We start from the raw sequence: 18588 nt of genomic DNA, 5'->3' as shown, positions 1-18588 counted from the left end.
CCCAATCAGAAGCGTGTTTTTCTTATATTCCTAATATGGCTTTGATTAATGACGTAGTTTCTCCGCCTTCATAAATTACATAAAGCAATAAATAAACAGCAACGCCTGTGAGTGCGGTGAATAGCCAAATGATACTTGTAATCGGGCCGATCTTACGATGTTTGTCCAGCTTGTTTTTTAATCCCCAATTGATAGTAACGATCCCAAATATCGCTCCAGTAGTCGCAAGGACAATGTGAAAAACAAGGAAGATTGTATAGTATATCTTCAAATTCTCTGGCCCACCGAAGGCAGTATTTCCAATTAGAATAGTGCGCGTTGCGTATATGACGAAGAAAATTACTGCTGACCACGCAGCTGCTATCATCATCTTTTTATGAGCTTCGATTTTTCTATCACGTATCAGCTTCCAACCAATCCCTACAAAGATTGCTGATAACACAATGAAAAAAGTGCTCGCTGTCGGTAAAAAAGGAACATTCATACCTAATACTCCTTAAATGTAAAATAGATCATCTATTCATTTCAAATTTTTGTCTTTCTAACAGATCTCTTTTAGTAATCTCATCTGCATTCAATTGCTCTTCACGATACCATTTAATGAAAATTTTACCGATAACAACTACATAGATTAATTCTTGAACAACCTTCATAATAATTCCGCCCAATTGCTGATCGTAGACCGTAGGCATGTTTGTAAATAACTCAGGCCCTGAAATACCCAAACCGGATAAGCCAGAAAGCGTTCCAGCCGGTACACATAGCGCCATAGCTTTCAACCATGCTTCTCCGCTACTGTACGTTTCATATACAGGTACATCAACAAAAATGATTAAAGCACATGCAGGCGTCACTAAAAGGGCACTCAATATGACATATCCAATCTTCTTCAAGCCATGAAGCTTTGGATGATCTTCCATTGTATTTACAACTGGCCACCATAATACCAGCGCTGCTAAATATACTGTAATTGTAAATATTGCATGCAAAACTGCACTCAATTTTATATAATCAAGAATCATTGGATAGTGGTACAAAGAGAATGCAAGCGTAAAAATAAGTAAGCTAATGATCGGTTTTGTAAACAATCTAAAAACCTTATCAATAAATTTCACCTTAAAAACTTTTTTCCATATGAAGTTCGGTATACCGATAATCATTAATGGTGCTACTCCCAATAACAATAGGGCCATTTGCGTCATATGAACTGAAAACAATATATGTCCAATCAAATCAACCGGCGATCCTTTAATGATATATAAAAGCACCATAGATGAAATAAAATATTTAATTTGTCGAGCTGTTACAGGTTCAGTTCCCTCGAACCAATGTCGCCATTTCTTCGTCAATAGGAAATATAGTACGACAAGTAGTACAATTGTTAAGAAATAATATGGACTCCAAAGTGCTTGAAATCCGAATATGCTGAAAGGCATCATTGCCATCGCTCCTTTAAGGTGTCTTTTTCTATTATAAAACGAATAAGACATTTAACACAATGAACGAACTTTAACATTCACCCATTTTTGACTAGAATGTGACGAATAGAGCCGAATTCAATACTATAAAGCAAAGAGCCTGTGGAAAGAATCCACAGGCTCTTCTTAAAATTACCACCAAACAATTGTTACGAATGTTAAAGGGATCAAGAATCCTAAAAGAGCTCCTGTGTACATGAACATTTGAGGAATGCCATGCCCTTTTTCACTCATGTGCATGAAGTAATATAGTTGCAATCCAACTTGAACAGCTGCAAAGAGCATGATCATTGGGATGATAAAGAATTTGGAAAACCCAGCAACTTCTGCTTCGTATGCTACAACCATGGAGAATGAAACAATTGTCAGGAAGATCATAAGAGAAAACATCATAACCTGACTGCGCATAGATTGCTTCGCACGTTTTTGTGCAAGCTGTTGTTCAGCCGGTGTACGTTTGTAAACTTGGATGTCTGCCATCTTAACCTACCACTCCCATCAAGTAGACTACAGTGAAGATGAATACCCAAACAACGTCGATGAAGTGCCAGTACAATGAGAATGTATAGTACTTCGTAGCGTTATAAAGGTTTAAACCGCGTTTCGCATTACGGAAAATCAACAACGTGATCCAAACAAGGCCGACTGCAACGTGGAACCCGTGAGTCCCAACAAGCGTATAGAACGCCGAGCTGAATGCACTGTTGCCGTACGTAAATCCTAATTTCACATAATGTGAGAACTCATATACTTCAAGCATTAGGAAGCCGAGTCCTAAAAATGCAGTAATCGCAAGCCAGAGTTGCATTTTCTTGAAGTTGAAGTTACGCAAATGGTACATAGCGAATACACTTGTCAATGAAGATGTTAGAAGCAACATCGTCATGACGAATACTAATGGTAACTCATAAAGCCCTTGAGTTGAGAAACCGAAACCGCTTGGTCCAGAGTTTTTTAATGCAACATACGTTGCAAACAATGTCGCGAACAAGATTGTCTCTCCACCAAGGAAGAGCCAGAAACCTACAAATTTGTTTTTCGCTTCAAGCGTCGCTCTTTCCGGATGGTCAGGCCACGTCTCAGGGGTGAATTTTTTATTCAAATCCATTAGTTTTGACCCCCTTTACGTTTCAAATCACGGAGAATCTCTTCTTTTTTAATGTAGTATCCAGTGTCATCTTGCAAGGATCGTGCTGCCATTGAAACGAATGTCCATAATAGACCAAAAATCAGTAATGGTAATCCCCATGATTCTTCAGTACGGAACATAGCACCAAATCCTGCAATGAATAGACCGAATGACATAAGCAACGGAATAATAGAACCATTCGGCATATGAATATCCTTAATTGGCTCAGCAGGTGTTAATCCTGACTCGTTGCCTTCCATCTTTTCAATCCAAACTGTATCAAGTCCACGAACAAGTGGAGTTGCAGCGAAGTTGTAGTACACCGGTGGTGATTCAATTGCCCACTCCAATGTACGTCCGTCACCCCATGGATCATTCGCAACTTTTACATTCCTAATAGAAGTTACAATTGCATTGTATACAAGAACAATTACACCGATAGCCATCAAGAAAGCACCTATTGTACTGATAAGGTTCGCAAGGTTCCAACCTTGACCGTCCATATACGTCCAAACTCGGCGTGGCATTCCCCAGAATCCTAACCAGTGTTGGATAAGGAATGTCATGTGGAATCCAATGAAGAAGAACCAGAATGTTACTTTACCAAGTGTTTCATTCAACATTGTACCGAACATTTTTGGCCAATATAGATGAGTTGCAGCCAAAATCGCAAGTACTACCCCACCAACGATAACGTAGTGGAAGTGAGCAACGATGAAGTAAGAATCATGCAATTGGTAGTCAAGTGGTGCAGCCCCTTGCATAATACCTGTTACCCCACCCATTACGAATGAAGGTATGAAACCAAGTGCATAAAGCATCGGAGTGGTTACCTTGATGCTTCCGCCCCACATTGTCAATAGCCAGTTAAAGATCTTAACACCTGTAGGAACGGCAATTGCCATTGTCGCAACTGCGAAGATTGCGTTCGCAGTCGGTCCTAAGCCAACAGTGAACATATGGTGAGCCCAAACCATGAAACCAAGGAAACCGATCAACACAGTCGCGAAGACCATGGATGGATATCCGAACAAACGCTTACGGGAAAAGATCGAGAAGATCTCAGAGAAAATACCGAAAGCAGGCAAAATAAGAATATAAACTTCAGGGTGACCGAAAATCCAGAAAATATGCTCCCAGATTATAGTGTTACCACCCATTTCATGATTAAAGAAATTTCCTCCGAACATGCGGTCAAACGTCAAGAAGAATAGACCTACTGTTAGTGGAGGGAATGCGAACAAGATCATTGCAGATGCAACAAACGTTGTCCAAGTGAACAAAGGCATACGCATGTATGTCATACCAGGAGCACGCATGTTGATGATTGTTACAAGGAAGTTAATCCCTGCCATCAACGTACCTCCCCCAGCAATTTGAAGCCCTATCGCATAGAAATCTACACCATGACCTGGGGATGCAAGTGAAAGTGATGCATAAGATGTCCATCCAGCATCAGGAACTTCACCAAATAACCAAGAAATGTTGAGGAATAATCCTCCGAAGAAGAACATCCAAAAACCCAATGAGTTAATGAATGGGAACGCTACGTCACGTGCACCGATTTGTAATGGCACGATGGCGTTCATAAATCCAAATAATATAGGCATGGCTGCTAAGAAAATCATCGTCGTTCCGTGCATCGTGATCAAATCATTGAACAGACCCGCACTAACGAAATCATTATTTGGAATATGAAGCTGCCAACGAATTAGCATAGCTTCAATTCCACCTAGAACGAAGAAGAATCCGCCCCCAAGGAAGTAAAGGATTCCGATTTTCTTATGGTCGACTGTAGTTAACCAGTCCCACAGCGTTGCACCAAAACCCTGTTTTTGAGCAACTGAACTCACTTTGTTTACCTCCTCTTCAAAATCGAGTTAAAAATTATTATTCAATAGATAGACCCATCAAGTATTCTGCAATGGCATCTAATTCCGAATCGGAAAACTGACCATCGAAATCAGGCATCTTATTACCTGGTTTGTATTGTTGTGGATGTTTGATCCATTCGATCAAATCTTCTTTCGTGTGATCCATAAATCCAGCAACACGGTTACGGTCTCCGAAAGTCGCAAGGTTCGGACCTTGTGCACCAGTTTCACCTACACCTGAAACTGCGTGACATCCGATACAGCTTTGTTGGAATAGTGTTTGACCTTCCGGATTTGCTACAACTTGGTTATCACCTGTTGCTTGCATTGCAGTAACCCACCGGTCGAATTCAGCACGTGGCATAGTTTTCACTTTAAAGTCCATCAATGCGTGAGATGGTCCGCAAAGCTCCGCACACTTACCATAGAAGACTCCATCTTTAAGATTTTTAGAATCCTTTTCAAATACAAGATAGAACTTATTGACGTTTTCAACGTTCGTATCAAGCTTACCACCTACGGCAGGTATCCAGAATGAGTGTTTAACGTCTGCAGCAATAAGATTGAAGTATACCTTTTCATCCATTGGCACGACTAATTCTTGTGCAGTTACGATACCTAAATCCGGGTATTCAAACTCCCACCAATATAGTTTCGCAGTAACATCTACTACAAGATTTTCAGCATTCCCATCTTCATCTACAGCACCCATTGCCGATACATCCCCAAGTTTATATGTGTAATAAACAGTAGGAACAGCAAGTAGTAAAATCAATAGAATCGGAATGATCGTCCATACAAGCTCAAGCTTATGACTGCCTTCAACTTGTTCTGGAATATGATCTTCACCTAATTTCGAGCGTCTGAAACGTACTAACGCTATTAAATAAATTGTTACAACTACGATAATAACGAGTAACATGATCGCTGAAGACAGTAGTAGTAAGTTGAACTGATCTCTTCCGACTTGTCCTGCAGGCAGAAGCGTAGATAGTTCTTCCTGACCACATCCCGCAAGGAATACTGTTAGTACAGCCAATAGAGAAAAGAGACGCCACTTTTTAAGTCCTTTCATCATCGCTAACTAATACCTCTCTTTCTAAAAAAAATGTTTTGTTCAAATGAGGACTGTTGACCTCTCTATCATGAATTCCTGTCAAAAAGAAAGAATTCCATCAGTTAGATGAATATCGAAAAAATGATCATAGCTACAAATAGGATTGTCATGTAATTCAGTGAATAAATGAACATGGATGTCGCCCATTTCAAATCTTCCTTTGCTTTGAATCCCTTTATCGCCAAATATAACCAACCGATATTCAATACAGTTCCAAGCACAATGAATCCGATACCAAGATCAGCAAGAAGGAACGGCAATGGGAATAATAGAAGAACCCATGCAAGTATTGAAACCTTTGTTCTCTTGAAACCCTTTACAACTGGTAGCATCGGTATTCCCGCAGCACGGTACTCTTCGGTCCTGCGCATTGCCAGAGCATAAAAATGTGGAGGTTGCCACGCAAACATAATCAGGAATAGAGCCCATGCACCCAAACCAAGTGTGGGTTCAACCGCCGCCCAACCGATTAAAGGAGGTATTGCTCCGGATATACTACCTACGATAGTATTGCTGACATGTTTTCTTTTAGACCACATTGAATAGAGTACAACATAGCTGAATACACCTGCAAGCCCCCATAATCCAGCTGTTAGGGATGCTGTAAACAACATCACTTCGCCTATTACTATGAAAGCAAGAGCGAGAGCCAATACGTAAGAAGCCTTAAACCTACCTGTGACCGTTGGACGTGCCTTTGTTCTTGTCATAACGGGATCTATATCCCGATCGATAAGATTATTCAAAGCTGCCGATCCGGCAATTATGAGCCCTGTTCCTAAAAGTGCATACACCATTAAGTCCAAATTGCGGATAAAGCTCACACCTGAAAATTGGAAGGCTAAGAAAAGTCCGGTAAACGTTGTAATCAGATTAGAATTGACTATGCCGATTTTTATAAGTGCAAGAAAATCTTTCACGATGGAAGTCGATCTGATATCCGGGTCAACGGATGAAGAAATCGCCCGACCATTTGTCATATGTACCCTCCTTTCAAGGATGTCGGCAAGGACCGCTATACTTTACTATATCGAAAAACCGTACTAATTTCTATACATATAGCCGAATTTCGATATAACGCAAAGTTGTACCACTTGTAAATTCACTTCGCCTATCTATAGTAAATCATTTCCCTATGCCATTTGTGAAGTTAAAGGGTCTTTTTTATGAACAATTTGTGAAATAGCATAGGGCAAACCCTGATTTGGCCAATATGCGTTGTTTTTTCGACTATTTTTCGATATCATCTACAAGCGGAGTATTTTATTCATATAGCCATCATTAGGTAAAGTAGGTGTTTTTTTGCGATATAACAAATTTTTAAAATGGTTCGGTGTTGCTTCCACAATTGGTATGCTACTTATTCTTTTGGGCGGGGCACTTGTCACCAAGACCGATAGTGGAATGGGTTGCGGAAGGCATTGGCCAGGTTGTAATGGTCAGTTGATTCCTGATGAAATAACTGCAGAAGTGCTTATCGAATTCTCTCATAGGCTTGTGACTGGTGCAGTTGGAATATTGATTGTCGTTTTATCTGTTTGGTCTTGGAAGGCAATCGGACATATTCGAGAAACGAAACTCCTTTCCATATTAGCCCTGTTCTTCTTGATCTTGCAAGCGTTAATCGGAGCTGCACAAGTTCTGTGGGGACAAGGCGATTTTATACTTGCGCTTCACTTCGGGATATCTCTTATATCTTTCGCATCTGTCTTACTTCTTACCTTATTAATATTTGAGGTTGATAAGAAATTCGATGCGGATGCACTAAAAATCGGTAAAACACTTAAACTACATACGATAGGAGTAACAATTTACTCTTATATTGTTGTTTATACTGGAGCACTCGTCCGACATACAGAGTCTGAACTTAGCTGTACAGATTGGCCGATGTGCAAAAACGGAGACTTTTCCCTTCCACAAAACTTTTGGGAATGGGTTCAAATGGGCCATCGAACTGCAGCCGCGCTAATTTTCATATGGCTCTTGATTATTGCAATCCACGCAATCAGGCACTATAAAAACCAGAGAGTCATCTATTGGGGTTGGATCATCGCTTTCTCCTTAGTAACATTACAGGTTTTAGCTGGTGCAGCAGTCATTATTACACGCTTGAATCTTTACATTGCATTGGCTCACTCACTCTTTGTAATCCTATTGTTCGGATTACTGACGTATATGGTCTTGCTTGTATCAAGAAGTTGGCAAAATTAAAGAAAATAAACAACAACGCCCGTGAGTCAAATCCCCACGGGCGTTTTTTAATGGTCAAGCTCTATTAGTAAATCCCCTGTCGAAATGGATTCCCCAGCGTTTACGTAAATTTCTTTTACTACTCCATCGAATGGTGCTTGGATCGTCGTTTCCATCTTCATGGCTTCTGTAATAAGCAGATGCTCGCCCCTCTTTACTTTTGTTCCTTTGGAGATAGCGATTTTCAATACAGTGCCGGGCATCGTCGCCGCAATATGCGAGTCATTTGATAAATCCGCCTTTTGTTTTCGAATTACATCAAATTCGATGTTTATGTCCTGTATGATAATTTCCCTCGGTTGACCGTTCAATTCGAAGTAAATTATTCTATTCCCATCCGATTGCGGTTCTCCAATGGAGACCAATTTAATGATCAGTGTTTTCCCTTTTTCAATCTCCACTTCAATTTCTTGCCCCAAACGCATGCCGAATAGGAATTCTGGTGTATTGATGACAGAAATGTTACCGAATAGCTTCTTCGTCGATGCATACTCCTTGAACACTTTTGGATAAAGCGCATACGCCAATGCATCTTTCATCGTTGAAGGATGACCTAATAATTCCTCTGTCATATTCAATAGACTACTGAAGTCAACATCCTCTAATAGTTCTCCGGGACGCACTGTAATCGGCTTTCTGTTCTTTAGAATAACTTGTTGTAATTCTTCAGGAAACCCACCATACGGTTGGCCAATATACCCTTCGAAAAACTCGATGACGGATTCAGGAAAATCAATTGTCTTCCCTTTACTTATAACTGAAATCTCATCAAGATTATTTTGCACCATAAACAAAGCCATATCTCCAATTACCTTAGAAGATGGTGTCACTTTGACAACATCACCGAAAAGCAAGTTGACACGGGAATACATTTCCTTCACTTCTTCCCATCTCTCCCCAAGTCCTACAGCCTTTGCTTGTTGTTGAAGATTGGAGTATTGACCACCTGGCATTTCGTGTACATAAACTTCAGAATGAGGGCTCACCATTCCACTTTCGAAGTGTTGGTAATACTTCCGAACATCCTCCCAGTAATAAGATAAGGATTCAAGTGCTGCAACATTAGCACGCAATTGCCGTTTCCCATGCTGCAAAGCATAATATAGCGAACTTGCGGAAGGTTGAGAAGTAAGACCAGACATAGACCCAAGAGCCGTATCTACAATGTCTACTCCGGCTTCTACAGCTTTTGCATACATATAGATTCCATTCCCACTCGTATCATGTGAGTGCAGATGTATCGGGATGTCCACTGACGCCTTTAGTTCAGAAATTAGTCTGTAGGCTGCCTCTGGTTTCAACAGACCAGCCATGTCTTTGATGGCAAGAATATGGGCACCAGTTGCTTCAAGCTCCTTCGCCATTCTTTTATAATAATCCACAGTGTACTTTGCTCGGGAATCATCAAGAATATCCCCTGTATAACAAAGTGCAGCTTCAGCGACCTTCCCCGCTTGACGAGTCGCATCAATAGCAATTTCCATTCCTTTTACCCAGTTCAAACTATCGAAAATCCGAAATACATCTATCCCTGACTCGGCAGACGTTTTGATAAATTCACGGATAACATTATCAGGGTAATTTGAATAACCGACAGCATTTGCCCCTCGGAACAACATTTGGAATAGCACATTTGGAATTTGGTCGCGAAGCTTTGTAAGCCTTTCCCATGGATCCTCTTTAAGAAATCGGTATGCAACATCAAATGTTGCACCTCCCCACATTTCAAATGAAAACAGATCGGGCATAAGTCTCGCTGACTCAGAAGCAATATTTACAATATCCGAAGTTCGAACACGAGTCGCAAGCAATGACTGGTGTGCATCCCGAAACGTTGTGTCTGTGAGAAGCACATTTTCTTGGTCCTTAATCCATTGAACCAATGCTTCGGGTCCTTTTTCATCCAACAATTGCTTTGTACCGTAAGTTGGTGGAACGGAAAGATCTATTGCAGGTTTTCTTACTGGATGAAAAACAGGTTTGGTTTGTTTACCGATGCCTGGAAAACCATTGACTGTCACATTCCCCAAGTAATTAAGAATTTTAGTCCCTCTGTCTTTCCGTACTGGGAATTCGAATAACTCCGGTGTAGAGTCTATGAAACTGGTGTCGTAATTACCTGTAAGGAAATTCTCATGGCGGACGACATTCTCTAAGAATGGGATATTCGTTTTAATTCCCCTAATTCTAAATTCCTGTAAATTACGATCCATTTTCGCAGCTGCATCCCTGAACGAGGTGCCCCAAGTCGAAACCTTGACTAACAGGGAATCATAATATGGCGTAATGATTGCCCCTTGGAAACCGTTACCAGCGTCAAGTCGGACACCAAAGCCACCCCCGGATCGATAGACCATTAGCTTCCCAGTATCAGGCATGAAATCATTTGCTGGGTCTTCCGTTGTCACCCTGGATTGAATCGCGTATCCGAATAGAGGTATTTCACTTTGCACTGGTATTGCAGATTCACCTTCATGGAGATTACCTCCATTTGCAATGTGGATCTGAGCATGTACGATATCAATACCCGTTACCATTTCAGTAATCGTATGCTCCACTTGTATACGTGGATTTACCTCTATAAAGTAAAATTCGCCATCTGCTACAAGGAATTCGACTGTTCCCGCATTGACATAAGAAATATTTCTTGCCAATTTCACTGCCGCATTGCAAATATCTTGGCGAAGCTGATCATCTAACGAAATGGATGGGGCAATCTCGACTACCTTTTGGTGACGACGTTGAATGGAACAATCTCGTTCATACAAATGCACAACATTACCATACGCATCTCCTAAGATTTGAACTTCAATATGTTTTGGGTTGTTTATATATTTTTCAACATACACTTCATCTGAACCGAATGCCGATTTTGCTTCTGATTTGGCACGTTCAAATGCTTCGGACACTTCCTCTTTGGATTTGACAATACGCATTCCTCTCCCCCCACCACCGAGAGATGCTTTGATAATAAGAGGGTACCCATGGACATCCCCGAAAGCGCTTACATCACAGATGGAGGAAACAGGCCCATCTGAACCCGGAATAACCGGAATTCCGGCTTTAATCGCCTGCTCTCTTGCTTTTACCTTATCCCCAAACATATCCAAATGTCTGGATGATGGCCCTATGAATATGATTCCTTCCTCTTCAAGTCTACGTGCGAACTCTTCATTTTCTGCAAGGAAACCATACCCGGGATGGACAGCATTTGCACCGCATGACTTTGCCAATGCAATAATCCCTTCAATATCTAAATATGCATCTATCGGCTTTTTCCCTTCACCGATGAGATAGGATTCATCGGCCTTGTACCGGTGGAACGATCCCCTGTCTTCCGCAGAATAAATCCCGACGGTGGGGATTCTCAATTCAGTACATGCACGAAATATGCGGATTGCAATTTCTCCGCGGTTTGCTACAAGGATTTTCTTAATACGCCCTAATTCCACCGATAATCCACTTCCTTTTCTATATATTCTTTTGATATTTTGTGAACATTGAGACATTCATCAATATTCCTAAAGACAAAGATAACAGAATCATAGAAGTTCCGCCATAACTTATTAGCGGAAGGGGTACACCCGTAAGTGGTATTAAACCTGTTAAACCACCAAGGTTCACAAATGTTTGGATACCGATGACACTTCCAATACCCGCGGCAAGCATTCGGGCTTGAGGGTCTTTAGTAGTCATCGCTATATACAAAGCTCGTAATACGATGAATCCGAGACCACCTACAACGACGATTGTCCCAAGGATACCAACTTCTTCAGAGATAACGGCCATGATTACATCCGTATGTGGCTCTGGTAAATAGCCCATTTTCTGAATGGAATTACCTAATCCTAATCCTTTTACTCCTCCGTTACCAATTGCAATATAGCCATTTGCGATTTGGTATCCGGAACCTTGTATGTAATCGAAAGGGTTCATGAAGGATAATATACGGCCTTTCCGACCGTCTGTCATGATTGTATTCCAACCAAAATAAATAACGGCAGAAATAGGAATTAAGCAAAGCATAAAAATACCGCCCAATTTCCCAAAAGTCTTTAATCGAATTCCGCTGGCTGCAATCACTGAAAAGGCACTCATAATAATGATGAACGATGTTCCTATGTCTGTCTCCAGCATTATAGACCCTATTGCCATGCTGAGAATAAGAACTGGAGGACCAATCGACTTATTAATAGAATCAATAGTGTTAGCCTCATATTTTTTTGCAAAAACACTTGCAAAATAGATAATGATCACAAGTTTTGCAACTTCTGATGGTTGAATGCTTCCGAATCCTGGAACTTGAATCCAGCTTTGGGCACCACCCGCAGCAAATCCAATGAAATGTACAAGTACAAGCAATACGAACATTATAGCTATCGAAGACATCATAAACTTTTTTCTTTTATAGTTCTGATAAGGAAAAAATGCTGCTAATAAGAAAACAGGAATCGACACTGATAGATTCTTCAATTGCTTTCTATAAAAATAGTCTGGCGGCCAATTATACTCGTGGACAGCCCAGAGCATACTTGAACTATAAATCATCACTAATCCGAAGAGGCAAAGCGCTATGTATACTATGAATAACGGATAATCGAAGTTTGCAATCATTCTCTTAATATATTTCCCCATCGGACTTCCCACCTTTTGTAAATAAAAAACTCAAACCAATTAATGAGTTTGAGTCTTTTGTTTATTTTTTTGTATATAGCTCATGCAGAATGTTCATCTCTTTTTCTAACAATGAAAGGATGTCCTTCCCCTTTTCACGCTCAATCAAGCCAAGCTTGACAGCAAAATCAATCTCTCTTGATAAGCCGTACATCTGGGTATCCAATACTTCCTCGTAAAGAGGGCATTGTGGCATAGTCAAATGATCCATCTGTACCTTTATAAGTTGTGCGATTTTATCTGCATCAGCTTGCAATTGTTTCATTGCTTTTTCCTGATAGGTTTCCTGCAATTCAATATCCACGAGGACGCCCCCATTCACCTTTTATTCCTGCTACGGTGATTATGAATAAATTGTATCTTTTGAGAAGGTAAATTGCAAGTGTTTCCCTTTTCAGAGACGGACTAATATCAATGTCTTTCCACAATCCATTGGAAGGGGTATACTATATCTTAGAAAGCATCTATAAGACCATAGGGGGCTATTCACATTGGAAACAATCGTAACAGTTAAAGGAAATGTAAAATATACTATCACTCTCGATCCGACTGTATGGATCTTTGATGACCGTAAAATTGATTTAAATACGTATTTTAGCGAGCAACGAATTGAAATAGATGAAGACGAGAAGTATTTAAATAGCATGGGCAAACATTGGTCCAGGGAGATCATGGAAGGAGCTATTTTCCCTCCTACATTAAAAACAGAAAAAAAGTTCGACCGTCAAAAAATGGTTACAGGTACATTCGGGATTTTACTGAAACCCTTCCTGAAAAATGCTGTTCCGGCTGATGATGCGGAGACGATCACCTTCATCACTTCAACTAATCAAGAAGAAACGTTTCCCCTTTCTAAGGCTGAAGATTTCATCTTTAAGTTCAGTCAAGACGGCAAGCCATTAACGGATGACGGACCTGTACATCTGTTATTTAACGATGGTTCGAATATCGAAAACCCTTTAAAAGGAATTAGCAGTATCATTATTAAATAACAATTGTCTTAAATGGTTTTTCTTAAAAAAGGAGTTGATCATTTGCGAGTAAAATGTGTCCTCTGCGACGAAATAGGGCAGCTACATGATGATACTCCACTTGCTAAAAAGCTCAGGAATCATCCGATCAATACCTATATGTGCGAACGATGCAACGAACGCATTGCAGAGTTTACAAACATACGGGTAAACTCCGGGAATTTCAAATTCTATCGGAGCTCCCATTCCGCTGAGAATAAGTTTTAACTGAAGAAACTAAAGAAAACTCCACCCATTAAACGGTGGAGTTTTCTTTATGCTCGTTCATCCTACGTATTCTGTAAATGATTAATATGAGCGCTGCTACAATCAGTCCCTCCGCAATCGGAAGGAAGAAGGCAAGGAATGTCAAAACAAGACATCCTAAAAACAAGAATGCGTATATTACGAGATTTTGCCATGGTTTAATTTTCCTTGCAAAACCAAGCTTATAAACAAGTGCCGATAAGAGGAACACGAGGGCTAATAACACATAACCAGCCGAATTGACCGAAGGCATCATCTCGTATATAAAGCGTGATATCCCCGACATACGTTCGATTACTTCCGAATCCTTCAACTTCATTCATCCCTTTCCATCAACTCGATTTATTCACCAAGTTTTTTCTTCTTTTGTGCTCGTTCACGTTCGTTTTTATCTAGAATCTTTTTACGTAAGCGAATCGATTGAGGTGTAACTTCACAATACTCATCATCACCTACATATTGTAACGCTTCCTCAAGTGACATAATCCGTGGTTTCTTAGTTGTTACAGTTTGATCTTTAGTAGCGGATCGTACGTTTGTAGCATGCTTGATTTTTGTTAGGTTAATCGTCAAGTCATTGTCACGGTTGTTTTCACCGACAACCATTCCAGCATAAATTTCAGTACCAGCGTCCACAAACATAATTCCCCGATCTTCCAATTGCATTATACCATATCCAGTCACTGTTCCAGTCTCCATAGATACAAGCACGCCATGACGTCGTCCACCAACACGACCTTGTGCAACCGGTTTGTAAGAATCGAATGTATGATTGATGATTCCGTACCCTCTTGTGAGTGAAAGGAATTCAGTAGAATATCCGATCAATCCCCTTGCTGGTACAAGGAATATAAGACGAACTTGTCCACTACCGTTGTTAATCATATCGAGCATCTCACCCTTGCGTTCTCCGATGGATTCGATAATAGCGCCGGTATATTCTTCGGGGATGTCAATTTGTACACGTTCAACAGGTTCAGAACGGACTCCATCAATCGAACGAATGATTACTTCCGGCTTTGATACTTGGAGTTCGAACCCTTCACGACGCATATTTTCTATTAGAATAGAAAGATGTAGTTCCCCACGTCCTGAAACAACCCATGCATCCGGTGAATCTGTAGGGTCTACACGTAGAGAGACATCCGTTTGTAATTGTTGTTCTAATCTTTCCTCAATCTTTCTTGCTGTTACCCATTTACCTTCTTTCCCTGCAAATGGACTATTGTTCACAAGGAATGTCATTTGGAGTGTAGGTTCATCTATATAAAGCGCAGGCAATGCTTCTAAATGATCAACCGGACAAACTGTTTCACCTACGTCAATGTCCTCCATCCCCGATACAGCGATTAGATCTCCAGCAAATGCTTTTTGGATTTCAATTCTTTTCAATCCAAGGAAACCATACATTTTTGTCACACGGAAGTTCTTTTTCGATCCGTCACGCTTAATGACAGTTACTTGTTGTCCAACTTCCATAGTTCCTCTGAATACACGTCCGATACCGATACGTCCTACATAGTCATTATAATCGAGTAATGAAACTTGGAACTGTAAAGGTTCCTCGCGATTGTCAACAGGAGCAGGAATGTGTTCAAGAATCGCGTCGTACAACACTTCCAATGTATCTTCCTGATCTTCTGGGTTCGGTGACAAACTTGCTGTTCCATTAAAACCTGATGCATATACTACAGGGAACTCAAGCTGTTCATCGTTCGCATCCAATTCGATGAATAATTCAAGTACTTCGTCGACTACTTCTTCAGGACGCGCAAAATCTCTGTCAATTTTATTTACAACAACAATCGGTTTCAAATTTGTTTCCAAAGCTTTTTTCAACACGAACCGGGTTTGCGGCATACATCCTTCAAAGGAGTCGACAACGAGCACGACGCCGTCTACCATTCTCAAAATCCGTTCAACTTCCCCACCAAAATCCGCGTGTCCCGGGGTATCGAGAATATTAATTTTCGTGTCTTTATATTCGATACCAGTATTTTTGGCAAGGATAGTAATGCCACGTTCACGTTCAAGGTCATTTGAGTCCATCGCACGATCTTCCACATGTTCATTGGAACGGAAAATACCGGATTGCTTCAATAGCTGATCGACAAGTGTCGTTTTACCGTGGTCAACGTGGGCGATAATTGCTATATTCCGTAAATCATTACGTTTATTTGTCATGTTTTCACTCCGTTATCTTTTATCAGATGTATAACTGTGATATTATAGCACATAGGAACAATATTAAAAAACATTTTATTCGGGAGATGTATCATTTTGAAGAATATTAAATGGGTTTTCGTCCTTTATTCTTTTGCTGCAATAGCTGCCATGTGTGGTATTGGTATAGGCATAGGCATGCGTAGTATCCCCGTTGTTATCATTGCTATTCTTGCACTCATTTACGTCATGGGTAATGGTTTCAAGACGAAGAAGAAAATGCGGGAACAAGGTTTATTATAATCATGAAAAGGGACAGCTGTTTTTTCAGCGGTCCCCCTTTTTATTTTTAGACCAATTATTTAAGGACAATATGGTTTCTCAAAATCTCATCATGCAATCCAGGTTTTGCAACGATGAACGTATCCTGCCCTAACAGATGCGGAATATCTCCCTTCATATTGGTTGCTATCGCCCCGACCTCCTGTGCAATGACCATTCCTCCCGCAATATCCCAAGGCGCTAATCGTAGGGACATATAGGCATCGATACGACCTGATGAGACGTAAGCAAGTTCAATGGCAGCAGACCCATACGACCTGGTTCCACGGCATCTACGTACCATTTCGACAATAGGCATATGCTCAATTCTTCGATTTGGCGCAACCCAGCTAGCATTAACTCCAATAACAGCTTCTTCAATCGGAGTATTTTCGAGCATCGGGAGTCTTTCATCGTTAAAATATGCACCCTCACCTTTAACGGCATGGTAAAAATCATCATTCATGACATCATATATATACCCAAGCATTCCAATACCGTCAAAATAAATACCTAGTGAAACGGCAAAGTTCCTCTTTTGGTGGATGAAATTCATCGTTCCATCTATCGGATCAAGCATCCAAATTACGCCTTCAAGTGACTTGATCTCATCACCGAAGCCCTCCTCCCCAAAAATACGGTGATCAGGAAAGTCTTCTCTAATCTTACGGATGAAAAATTGTTCAATGTCACGGTCGATATTGGTCACTAAATCATTTGCTTCGGCTTTCGACTCGACATCAATTGTCTTATAAAAGGATACTCTTATTTTATGGCCCGCTTCTTTAATTAGGGATTTGGCATATCGGTCAATTGTTCCCCAGTTCATCATTACACCCCATCTACACACTTATTATCCAATTATAACATAATCTGTATACAAAAAGGCGCCCCGCACTGTTATGTACCCTAAAGGGTTTTCAGTGAAGGCGCCTAATTCGGTTCGATGGATTTCTATTACGCAAAAGCATTGAATGTCTCCAGCTCACTATGGATTTCAGTGAGTCTAACTTTGCTTTTTTCAGCCTGCTTGCTATCTTGCTCTTGCATGGCATCGTATAATGTAGCTAATTCATAATCCAATTCAAGATGTAGCAATTTCACGTATTCCTTTTCAATCTCAGCTTTTCGAATAATATGGACGACTTGTTTCATTTCGTTACACCCCTTTTTTAGTCATTTACTTACGAGCATTTACTTACTTCTAACTTATGCTGGCCATTTTGCTTTTGTTAGTTATAAGCCTTCTTGTATAAGATTGTTCCCCGTTTTCTGTTACGATAAACGTGGAGAATGAAATGGAGGAGTTAAAATTGACACATGTGTTTTGGACAAAAGACGACTTTACAGTTTTTTCAATTGATGGATTAGATAACAGAATGAGCGCGCTACAAAATAGAATTCAACCGAAGTTCGGAGTAATTGGTGAACATATTGCTACTTTTTTATCTTCATACGGAACAGGCGAATTTTACCCGCATATTGCGAGACATGCACGAAGAACAGTCAATCCACCGAAAGATAGTTGGGTGGCGTTCGCTCCAGCAAAACGTGGATATAAAGCTTTACCACATTTCCTGGTCGGATTATGGGGAACCCATTTATTTATCATTTTAGCGGTGATTTATGAAAATCCTGATAAGAAAGGGATTGCTGAAAGGCTTAGTAAAAACAGTAAGGTGCTTTTATCTTTACCTGAAGACTTTGTTATATCGGGTGACCATATGAAACCCGAGGCGGAATACATAAAGGAAATCGGGATTGAAGGTATCGAAAGTTTATTGGAAAGATTGAAAACGGTAAAAAAAGCCGAGCTTGTAATCGGTAAGCATTTGTCTATGGAGGAAGCTACCACCCTTTCTGAATCAGAATTTTTGTCATGTGTGGAAAAAACGATCAATGACCTTTATCCGGTGTACGATTGTATCATCGGATAAAAGTAAGGGATGCATGTAGTATGCATCCCTTTTCTTGATTGTATAAGTGAATTTTCAATTGAATTTTTAAAATTACAATCTGTTACCCCTTGATGATTTCACCGTCATTGCCTTCTTTTGCCGCTTTGGCGATTTTGTAGCTATTGAATCCGCTGACGTCTTCAAATTCCTTGAAAATCGTTTTTTCTTCCGCCATTGAAGGTACAACTTTCTTGAAAGCCCTATAAGCGGCCATGAAATTCTCTCTCTTTATTTCTTTTTCGTATGCCATCTCAACGGCTTGAAAGAAATTTACTACATCAATTATTTCATCTGTCGTCCAATGATGACTAAGAGGGTAATTATAATCCAATCTTCTTCCGCACCTT

The 18588-nt window shown here is 40.4% G+C and carries 20 protein-coding genes; 5 read left to right on the top strand and 15 right to left on the bottom strand.

The window, feature by feature from the left end:
• Positions 1–22: 22 nt before the first annotated feature.
• From NSQ43_RS09155 to cyoE, 7 genes are all read right to left on the bottom strand, one after another.
• Positions 23–484: a DUF420 domain-containing protein gene (locus NSQ43_RS09155; protein WP_339249498.1), complete on the bottom strand. Its 462-nt coding sequence runs from the start codon at positions 482–484 to the stop codon at positions 23–25.
• Between the two features lie 28 nt (positions 485–512).
• Positions 513–1439 carry a cytochrome c oxidase assembly factor CtaG gene (gene ctaG, locus NSQ43_RS09150; protein ID WP_339249495.1) on the bottom strand — a complete coding sequence of 309 codons (927 nt, stop codon included), beginning with the start codon at positions 1437–1439 and terminating at the stop codon, positions 513–515.
• A gap of 171 nt (positions 1440–1610) precedes the next feature.
• Positions 1611–1958 carry a cytochrome C oxidase subunit IV family protein gene (locus NSQ43_RS09145; RefSeq protein WP_339249492.1) on the bottom strand — a complete coding sequence of 116 codons (348 nt, stop codon included), beginning with the start codon at positions 1956–1958 and terminating at the stop codon, positions 1611–1613.
• 1 nt (position 1959) lies between these two features.
• The gene (locus NSQ43_RS09140) at positions 1960–2586 is read right to left on the bottom strand and encodes a cytochrome (ubi)quinol oxidase subunit III (RefSeq protein WP_339249491.1); all 627 of its coding nucleotides are present in this window, start codon (positions 2584–2586) and stop codon (positions 1960–1962) included.
• Positions 2586–4460: a cytochrome c oxidase subunit I gene (locus NSQ43_RS09135; protein ID WP_339249489.1), complete on the bottom strand. Its 1875-nt coding sequence runs from the start codon at positions 4458–4460 to the stop codon at positions 2586–2588. Before NSQ43_RS09135 ends, NSQ43_RS09140 begins: the two co-directional genes overlap by 1 nt.
• Positions 4461–4497: 37 nt before the next feature.
• Positions 4498–5559 carry a cytochrome c oxidase subunit II gene (gene coxB, locus NSQ43_RS09130; RefSeq protein ID WP_339249488.1) on the bottom strand — a complete coding sequence of 354 codons (1062 nt, stop codon included), beginning with the start codon at positions 5557–5559 and terminating at the stop codon, positions 4498–4500.
• Between the two features lie 101 nt (positions 5560–5660).
• Positions 5661–6578, bottom strand: coding sequence for a heme o synthase (gene cyoE / locus NSQ43_RS09125; protein ID WP_339249486.1), 918 nt, complete (start codon positions 6576–6578; stop codon positions 5661–5663).
• Positions 6579–6900: 322 nt separating this feature from the next.
• On the opposite strand from cyoE, the gene NSQ43_RS09120 reads away from it, so the two are divergent.
• A complete protein-coding gene (locus NSQ43_RS09120) occupies positions 6901–7809 on the top strand; it encodes a heme A synthase (RefSeq protein WP_339249484.1) in 909 nt (302 codons plus the stop codon).
• A 47-nt stretch (positions 7810–7856) separates the two neighbouring features.
• Here the strand turns inward: NSQ43_RS09120 and pyc are convergent, their stop codons facing one another.
• From pyc to NSQ43_RS09105, 3 genes are all read right to left on the bottom strand, one after another.
• A complete protein-coding gene (gene pyc, locus NSQ43_RS09115; protein ID WP_339249483.1) occupies positions 7857–11357 on the bottom strand; it encodes a pyruvate carboxylase in 3501 nt (1166 codons plus the stop codon).
• Entirely contained in the window at positions 11320–12483 is a 1164-nt protein-coding gene (locus NSQ43_RS09110) for an FtsW/RodA/SpoVE family cell cycle protein (RefSeq protein WP_339249482.1), read from the bottom strand. Before NSQ43_RS09110 ends, pyc begins: the two co-directional genes overlap by 38 nt.
• A 61-nt stretch (positions 12484–12544) precedes the next feature.
• Entirely contained in the window at positions 12545–12826 is a 282-nt protein-coding gene (locus tag NSQ43_RS09105) for a YlaN family protein (RefSeq protein ID WP_339249481.1), read from the bottom strand.
• A gap of 187 nt (positions 12827–13013) precedes the next feature.
• On the opposite strand from NSQ43_RS09105, the gene NSQ43_RS09100 reads away from it, so the two are divergent.
• Together NSQ43_RS09100 and NSQ43_RS09095 are read left to right on the top strand one after the other, a co-directional pair.
• Complete coding sequence (locus NSQ43_RS09100; protein WP_339249479.1) at positions 13014–13514, top strand: peptidyl-prolyl cis-trans isomerase; 501 nt, start codon at positions 13014–13016, stop codon at positions 13512–13514.
• A 42-nt stretch (positions 13515–13556) separates the two neighbouring features.
• The gene (locus NSQ43_RS09095; protein WP_339249477.1) at positions 13557–13760 is read left to right on the top strand and encodes a YlaI family protein; all 204 of its coding nucleotides are present in this window, start codon (positions 13557–13559) and stop codon (positions 13758–13760) included.
• 28 nt (positions 13761–13788) lie between these two features.
• On the opposite strand, the gene NSQ43_RS09090 is transcribed toward NSQ43_RS09095, so the two are convergent.
• Both NSQ43_RS09090 and typA read right to left on the bottom strand, forming a co-directional pair.
• On the bottom strand, positions 13789–14118 hold the full coding sequence (locus NSQ43_RS09090) for a YlaH-like family protein (protein ID WP_339249476.1): 330 nt from the start codon (positions 14116–14118) through the stop codon (positions 13789–13791).
• A gap of 23 nt (positions 14119–14141) precedes the next feature.
• A complete protein-coding gene (gene typA / locus NSQ43_RS09085) occupies positions 14142–15983 on the bottom strand; it encodes a translational GTPase TypA (RefSeq protein WP_339249474.1) in 1842 nt (613 codons plus the stop codon).
• A 96-nt stretch (positions 15984–16079) separates the two neighbouring features.
• On the opposite strand from typA, the gene NSQ43_RS09080 reads away from it, so the two are divergent.
• Positions 16080–16265 (top strand): YlaF family protein, encoded by a 186-nt coding sequence (locus tag NSQ43_RS09080; RefSeq protein ID WP_339249473.1) that lies wholly within the window; start codon positions 16080–16082, stop codon positions 16263–16265.
• Between the two features lie 55 nt (positions 16266–16320).
• Here the strand turns inward: NSQ43_RS09080 and NSQ43_RS09075 are convergent, their stop codons facing one another.
• Both NSQ43_RS09075 and NSQ43_RS09070 read right to left on the bottom strand, forming a co-directional pair.
• A complete protein-coding gene (locus NSQ43_RS09075) occupies positions 16321–17112 on the bottom strand; it encodes an inositol monophosphatase family protein (RefSeq protein ID WP_339249471.1) in 792 nt (263 codons plus the stop codon).
• A gap of 128 nt (positions 17113–17240) precedes the next feature.
• The gene (locus NSQ43_RS09070) at positions 17241–17438 is read right to left on the bottom strand and encodes a hypothetical protein (RefSeq protein ID WP_339249469.1); all 198 of its coding nucleotides are present in this window, start codon (positions 17436–17438) and stop codon (positions 17241–17243) included.
• A 143-nt stretch (positions 17439–17581) separates the two neighbouring features.
• Between NSQ43_RS09070 and NSQ43_RS09065 the strand changes: the two genes are divergently transcribed.
• Entirely contained in the window at positions 17582–18220 is a 639-nt protein-coding gene (locus NSQ43_RS09065; RefSeq protein WP_339249467.1) for a DUF1054 domain-containing protein, read from the top strand.
• Positions 18221–18302: 82 nt separating this feature from the next.
• Here the strand turns inward: NSQ43_RS09065 and NSQ43_RS09060 are convergent, their stop codons facing one another.
• On the bottom strand, positions 18303–18572 hold the full coding sequence (locus NSQ43_RS09060; RefSeq protein ID WP_339249465.1) for a UPF0223 family protein: 270 nt from the start codon (positions 18570–18572) through the stop codon (positions 18303–18305).
• Positions 18573–18588 lie beyond the last annotated feature (16 nt).

The organism is Sporosarcina sp. FSL W8-0480 (genome assembly GCF_037963765.1).
In the GTDB taxonomy this organism is placed as follows: Bacteria; Bacillota; Bacilli; order Bacillales_A; family Planococcaceae; genus Sporosarcina.
This window is presented reverse-complemented; position numbering and strand designations above follow the sequence as displayed.